General features: G+C 34.5%; 7 protein-coding genes. 1 reads left to right on the top strand and 6 read right to left on the bottom strand.

Annotation, left to right across the window (positions count from 1 at the left end):
• From COD11_RS00185 to COD11_RS00180, 5 genes are all read right to left on the bottom strand, one after another.
• On the bottom strand, nt 1-1,446 hold a 1,446-nt coding region (locus COD11_RS00185; RefSeq protein ID WP_141549632.1), incomplete at its 3' end, for a PDZ domain-containing protein.
• A gap of 45 nt (nt 1,447-1,491) precedes the next feature.
• Nucleotides 1,492-1,665 carry a hypothetical protein gene (locus COD11_RS26615; RefSeq protein ID WP_176550928.1) on the bottom strand — a complete coding sequence of 58 codons (174 nt, stop codon included), beginning with the start codon at nt 1,663-1,665 and terminating at the stop codon, nt 1,492-1,494.
• A gap of 16 nt (nt 1,666-1,681) precedes the next feature.
• Nucleotides 1,682-1,843, bottom strand: a complete 162-nt coding sequence (locus COD11_RS26610) for a hypothetical protein (RefSeq protein WP_162987490.1) — start codon at nt 1,841-1,843, stop codon at nt 1,682-1,684.
• Nucleotides 1,844-2,088: 245 nt separating this feature from the next.
• Complete coding sequence (locus COD11_RS26605; RefSeq protein ID WP_162987491.1) at nt 2,089-2,244, bottom strand: hypothetical protein; 156 nt, start codon at nt 2,242-2,244, stop codon at nt 2,089-2,091.
• Nucleotides 2,245-2,399: 155 nt separating this feature from the next.
• A complete protein-coding gene (locus COD11_RS00180) occupies nt 2,400-3,293 on the bottom strand; it encodes a helix-turn-helix domain-containing protein (RefSeq protein ID WP_098794754.1) in 894 nt (297 codons plus the stop codon).
• Nucleotides 3,294-3,585: 292 nt separating this feature from the next.
• Between COD11_RS00180 and COD11_RS00175 the strand changes: the two genes are divergently transcribed.
• Complete coding sequence (locus COD11_RS00175; protein WP_098794753.1) at nt 3,586-5,220, top strand: M4 family metallopeptidase; 1,635 nt, start codon at nt 3,586-3,588, stop codon at nt 5,218-5,220.
• A 197-nt stretch (nt 5,221-5,417) separates the two neighbouring features.
• Here COD11_RS00175 and COD11_RS00170 read toward each other — a convergent pair whose 3' ends face one another.
• Entirely contained in the window at nt 5,418-6,383 is a 966-nt protein-coding gene (locus COD11_RS00170) for an HD-GYP domain-containing protein (RefSeq protein WP_176550927.1), read from the bottom strand.
• Nucleotides 6,384-6,390 lie beyond the last annotated feature (7 nt).

The raw sequence follows: 6,390 nt of genomic DNA, 5'->3' as shown, positions 1-6,390 counted from the left end.
AAATCTTTTGACACTACCCACTTCTATAATCTGCCCTATAGCTTTATTACATTTTTTAATTTCTTCTTCGTATTCTACTATATCTAGATCAAGCTCACTAAGTATATCTGAATCCTTACCAATTTCAACATGGTAAATATCACTAACCAGTGTTATATCTATTATTGTCTTCTTAAGCTCATCCATAACCTGACCAATATTGTTAGCTTTTCTTAGGTTTTCTGTATAAAGAAAAATACTTTGCTGGTAGTTTTTCTTTTCGGAAAAACGATTTAATCTTGAGTCTAGTATTTCTTTATAATAAAACGTAATAATATAAATAATTAATAAAAAAACAAACAATCTAATAGAATACAAGCTAGGATTTTCACCTTTTGTTAAAGCCACAATAGAAATACTTATTAATGCAGGAATTAAACCTATCAGGAAATAATACCGCAGTCTACCAATAACAAAATCAATATCATGAATTTTGTCTGCTAAAAATTGATATACGAGTGTTGTTGGGATAATAATTAAAAATCCAGCTAAAATAATTGGAGGAAAAATATGAACTTGAAACAAGGCATAAGGAATGACATAGAGAATAATAAATGGTGTAATAGCAATGCCATTTGAAAGTAATAATACTTTTATCAAATACTTTTGAGCTCTATATTGTATTCTTTTTAATCCTAAGATCATTAAAAATATGACATAAAGATATAGAACAAGGAACGAAAATAAATTAATAGATTTTAAAACAGTAATATTAATAAATTGTATTTGCTCCATAAACACGTTTAGTATCACAATTAGATAAACTAATTTATAGAACCATTTGCTAAACCATACTTTTCCTATATCTAAAAAATAGTGGTAGATAAATTGTAAAAACAATATTGGGACCGATAAAAAGGTAACAATATTAAAATACCTAAGAAACAAATTTCCCCTTGTAGCTCCTCCACCACTAAAATAAGCAACGGACAGATCTAATAGAAAAATAATTAGGTAAATGGAAGGGCGTTTTAATCCCTTTTCATTTGTTTTATAAATGTGGAAGCATGCATAAAGCACTAAGGTGGCTACAATAGAAGGTACAATAATCTCAAAAACAGTTTGCAGATCAAAGGTAAACTCAAAATTGAATTCTTCTATTTTACCATTGGACTTTTGTACAGTTATACTCTGAACTTGCTCAATTCTTTCATATCTATTTACTAAATCATAATTATGTGGATCTTCACCATCCACTGTAAGTATAATGTCTCCCGGATCTATACCAGCTGAATCTGCAATTGACCCTGGCTCGATTTCAATCACTTTAACAGGTTCATTTGGATCATTAGTTACCCTTGCTCCAATGTATGGGTTCAACGTAATAAAGACCGTATTATATGCAATAATAAATAAGAAGACTGTTACAGCAATGGTGAAGAACACTCTTGATTGTTTTATGTTCACTTGCTCACTAAAACTCCTTTATAGTAAGCCTTTTACAGCATATTATTAATACCAGAATTTTGATAGCGATACTTTACTATGATCTTTAATCATTTTAATAACCTGAAGAGTCTCTTCCTTCGTTACTTTTACTAAAGAAGCTGTACCTGCTAAAACCGCTTGCTTTTCTACCTCATTGTTTCTTAGGTAATTAACTGTTTGCTCAACTGTTGGATTCATTCAAAATCTCTCCTTTTTATATGGTTTCTAAAAGTACATCTTTTATTGCTTTTTGTTCTATCTCATCTACATAAAGTAGGCATGAGCGATTTAAAAGTATTTGTTGTAGTTCCTCTTTGTTCTTAGGATCAATTAGGTATGCTACTATATCGGATAGTTCATAGTTTGATCGAATCATCATACCCTCCTTCAACACTTCTATTTTACTAAATTTGTAAGGGTTTTGAAAATAAATTTTTTGTAAATTTAGGAGATATGTTGTTGATAATGGTATTTTTCGGTAAATTATTGTTGAAAGATAGAGTAATCAATATGCATTTCTACTCATTGATATTTACACCCTCTTAGTAGTTACCTTTACATTTAAGAGCAAAAAACTCCCGCCTTCAAGTTCGGGAGTCTCAATTTCACTATTCATTCTCTTTAATGCTGGTCAGGTAAATCAGCGTAACTCGGTCCACTCACCGAAGCTGAAGTATCGATTTTAGCTGCTGATACTTGCTGAGGCTCAGAAAATAAAGAAATACTAGAAATCGTAAGTGCTACTGCAACAACTACATGTAAAAAGTACCGTTTCATAAACATGACCTCCTAACTAGTTTCTTCTATTATAATAGGAATTTACCTTTCATGATTTGGGCATGATGGGCATCTAGCTTTTATTTCACCATGTTGTACTCTGTTTTAGAACCATAAACATCCGAAATTATAATAATAGGAATATTTTTATTAGATTAAGAGGCACCTTTTTCCAAGAAGCTAGCTTCAATCCTTTGAGCTGCATGAATCATTTCTTCTTTTCCTTGCAACCTGAAGATCGTGATGGACTTTTTGATATAGCTAGAACCGTGATCAACGTCACCCATACGATAATAATTCGAGCCACATTGGAAATAAAGCTCTCCTAACAAATACAAGGTTTCCATTCTTAATGCTTTTTTTATTCCCTTTTGACAAAATACAAGAGACTTTTGATAATCCCCCAAATCAGTATATGCTTTTCCGATACCATAGTAGATTCTCAAATAGATTGTTTCATCCTTTATCTCTTCTAAAAACTTCATACTTTGAAGCAGCTTTGTATATAGCTCTAGTGATTGTTCATATTTCCCTTTCTCTTTATAGAAAATCGCAAGGCTGTTGGCTATTTCGATTTCTCTTTCCTTCATTAGTGTATTTCCATCTTTATAAGTCATAGAAAGGGCCAGCTTCAGCTTATCTATTCCACTCTGAAGATCTTTAAACAGGTAATGTTGACAAATTCCTTCATGCCAAGTAAAAAACTGTTGATGCTCAATGGTTTGAAACAAAGCGTTTCCTTTTTCTTTTTGAACAATATGATAAACAGACTGATAATCACGTTCACGGATGTAATATCTGATCATTTGATACACATCCCTTACATAGTCCAGTCGTGGTGTTTCTGCTATTTCAAAAAAATAATTCATATCGACTCCAAGCTTACGTGATATTTTATATAAAATAAGGGAAGATGGGATTTCATTTGAATTTTCAATCTTACTAATTTGAGCTTGAGTACAAATTCCCTCAGCTAACTGCTGTTGACTTAAATTCAGCGATTTTCTTAAGTCCTTAATGACACGACCAATATCAACAGTTTCATACATACTCCACGCCCCCTGCTCAGTATCTTAATCATAATCTACTAAAAAGAACATACCATGAAAGTGAACTATACATCTATGTTACTCTCTTCCATATTTATCATAAAAGAGAATATTCGTATAATTATAAAATATTTTAAAATAACAAGGACAATGGCTTTTTGAAAACACCTTGCCTTCTGTAAGGTTTGTTATTCGTTCTACACCACTTTGACCAGATGCTTCTAACCTTCTAAACTAAAAAAACGATGAAGCATTCGCTAATCGTAATATTTTTGTAAAGGGGATAGAAAAGATGTCAAAAAAACTAGCTACTATTGTTCTTGGTACCTCATTAGCATTCAGCACCATCTTACCCGCATCCACATCATTTGCCCAAACTTCATCTGAAAAGCTCATGGAACAAATGAATTTAGAGCAAAAGCTGATCGAAAAGGACAAGGATGCTCCATTATTCCTCTCTGGAAAACTCTCAAAAGATAAAATGAAAAATGACAAAGATGTGAAGGAATTTTTAAAAGCAAACAAAGAGTTATTTAAAATTGATTCTCATAAAGAACTAACATTACTAGAAAAAGAGACGGACGAGCTTGGCATGACTCACTACAAGTTTGCCCAAACCATTCATGGTGTGCCAATTGACGGAGCTGTCTTTGTTGTTCATACGAACGAAAACGATGAAGTCATCGCTACAGCTGGACAACTATATTCTGATGCTGCTGATAAGCTAGCAAAAGCACAAACAAAGGCTTCTATTACACCCGAAAAAGCTGTAGATCTAGCTTGGAAGAAAATTAACTTAACAGAAAAAGAAACGAATATTGGACAAGAACATCAAGACGAGCTTTCTAGCTTAGAGAATACTCAAGTTAAGAAGGATTTAGTGATTTATCATCACGGGGGCACCTACACATTAACCTATAAAATTCAACTTCAATTTATAGAGCCATACGGAGCAAATTGGCAAATCTTTGTTAATGCCAAAGACGGCTCAGTTGTTGATGCTTACAACGCTGTTAACGATGCCGCTACAACTGGAACGGGATATGGAGTACTAGGCGATTCTAAAACACTCAACACCTATTCCTCAGGTGGCACGTATTATTTATATGATGTAACCAAGCCGATGAATGGTGTGATTGAAACATTCACAGCACAAAATCGTTCAACATATCCTGGCGCACGTTCTGTTGATAGCAATAATGCTTGGACAAGCTCTACGCAACGAGCTGATGTTGATGCTCACTTTTATGCAGGAAAGGTATATGATTACTTCTTAAACACACACGGCAGAAATAGCTTTGACAATAAAGGTGCTACCATTCGTTCAACTGTTCATTATGGCAGTAACTATAACAACGCCTTTTGGAATGGTTCACAAATGGTGTACGGAGATGGCGACGGTAGTGTTTTCGCTCCATTATCAGGTGCACTCGATGTTGTTGCACATGAACTCACGCATGCTGTGACAGATCGATCAGCATCTCTTGAATACCGCAACCAATCAGGAGCACTAAACGAATCATTCTCAGATGTTTTCGGCTATTTCCTAGATCCACAGGATTATTTAATGGGAGAAGATGTTTATACACCAGGACAACCTGGTGATGCTCTGCGAAGTCTCTCAAACCCAGCTCAATTCGGCCAGCCTGAGCACATGAATCAATATGTGAACACCACATCTGACAACGGTGGAGTTCATACGAATAGTGGAATTCCAAATAAAGCTGCTTATTATACAATCAGTAGCATTGGCAAAACACAAGCAGAAAAAATCTACTATCGTGCACTAACTGTTTACCTCACACCAACTAGCAACTTCAGTTACGCACGTGCTGCCTTATTACAATCTGCTGCTGATTTATATGGTAGTGGAAGTAGTGCTTATAACGCTGTAAAGTCAGCTTGGGATCGTGTAGGGGTTAATTAAGATACACACGGTCGTCCCATCTTTACACACGAGGGACATGGGGACAGGTCCCTCGTCCCAACCTTTAAACGCGAAATAAAAGGGACACGGGGTCAGGTCCCTCGTCCCCACCCTTACACACGAAGTATTGCAGAAATGTTAAAAGGACATGCTCTATATAAGGCATGTCCTCTTTAATTAGTCTCATGATTTCAACTTTAACCTTGGTCACTAATAACCTTCACATTTAAGATATCCGTCCCCTTACGATCAATAACCTGTATAAAGCTATCTACCACAGCCGGATCATAATGTGTTCCTCTACATCTTAAAATTTCCTTGACTGCAAATGAGAAGCTATTGTTTTCCCTATATCTTCGATTAGAGGTCATCGCATCGAAGGAATCTGCAACAGCAATAATTTTTGCTTTAATCGGGATTTTCTGCCCCTCAAGGCCCGAAGGATAACCGCTTCCATCTTCTCTTTCATGATGATATAAAATTGCATCTAAAATTCCATTGTTACTAAATGTTTTTATGTGCTTGACAATATCATATCCTATCATTGGATGGGTTTTTATAATTTCATATTCTTCCTGAGTTAATCTACCTGATTTATTTAATATACTCTCAGGAATACCTATTTTTCCAAGATCATGTAGCTGGGCAGCGAGTTTTATCTCACTACAAAACTTCTGATCAAACCCCATTTCCTTAGCAATTAATTCAGCATATCTAGCAACATTTGAGGAGTGAAAGGCGGTATACTTATCTCTTTTATCTATACTATTTGCCAGAGCTGTTGTCATCCTAACGAGATTTTCTTTTTGTTCAATACTGTTTCGTACCAATGCTGATATCGCATACCAAATGGCAAAATAACTGATCCATTGAAAGAAAATAACTTCAACCTCTGAAGGGAATCCATCTGGTGCTACAACATACCTAATAATAGTAACTAATATACTCTGAAGAATACCTTGCCAAACTGGTTTAAAAACAAGTCCTGAAAAAACCATAATGATACTATAAAGTCCGACTAAACTTCTGCCAGTATACACATGAAAATCTATCCAAATAAAAACCGCAAAGATCAAGAAGAACAAATATCTATATGTTATTAATACTTTAATTTTTGAATTTAAGTAATCACTTTTATGAATAAAGGTTTGGAATAATTTCAACTTCTTC

The sequence above is a fragment of the Bacillus sp. AFS040349 genome, from assembly GCF_002577655.1.
Classification (GTDB): Bacteria; Bacillota; Bacilli; order Bacillales; family Bacillaceae; genus Metabacillus.
The sequence above is the reverse complement of the archived record's forward strand: the minus strand, read 5'-3'. Positions and strand labels throughout refer to the sequence as shown.

What these genes read in the sequence shown, in the direction of transcription:
- COD11_RS26615 (WP_176550928.1), bottom strand. Translation starts at nt 1,665, where the DNA reads ATGAATCCAACAGTTGAGCAAACAGTTAATTACCTAAGAAACAATGAG.
- COD11_RS26610 (WP_162987490.1), bottom strand. Translation starts at nt 1,843, where the DNA reads ATGATTCGATCAAACTATGAACTATCCGATATAGTAGCATACCTAATT.
- COD11_RS26605 (WP_162987491.1), bottom strand. Translation starts at nt 2,244, where the DNA reads ATGAAACGGTACTTTTTACATGTAGTTGTTGCAGTAGCACTTACGATT.
- COD11_RS00180 (WP_098794754.1), bottom strand. Translation starts at nt 3,293, where the DNA reads ATGTATGAAACTGTTGATATTGGTCGTGTCATTAAGGACTTAAGAAAA.
- COD11_RS00175 (WP_098794753.1), top strand. Translation starts at nt 3,586, where the DNA reads ATGTCAAAAAAACTAGCTACTATTGTTCTTGGTACCTCATTAGCATTC.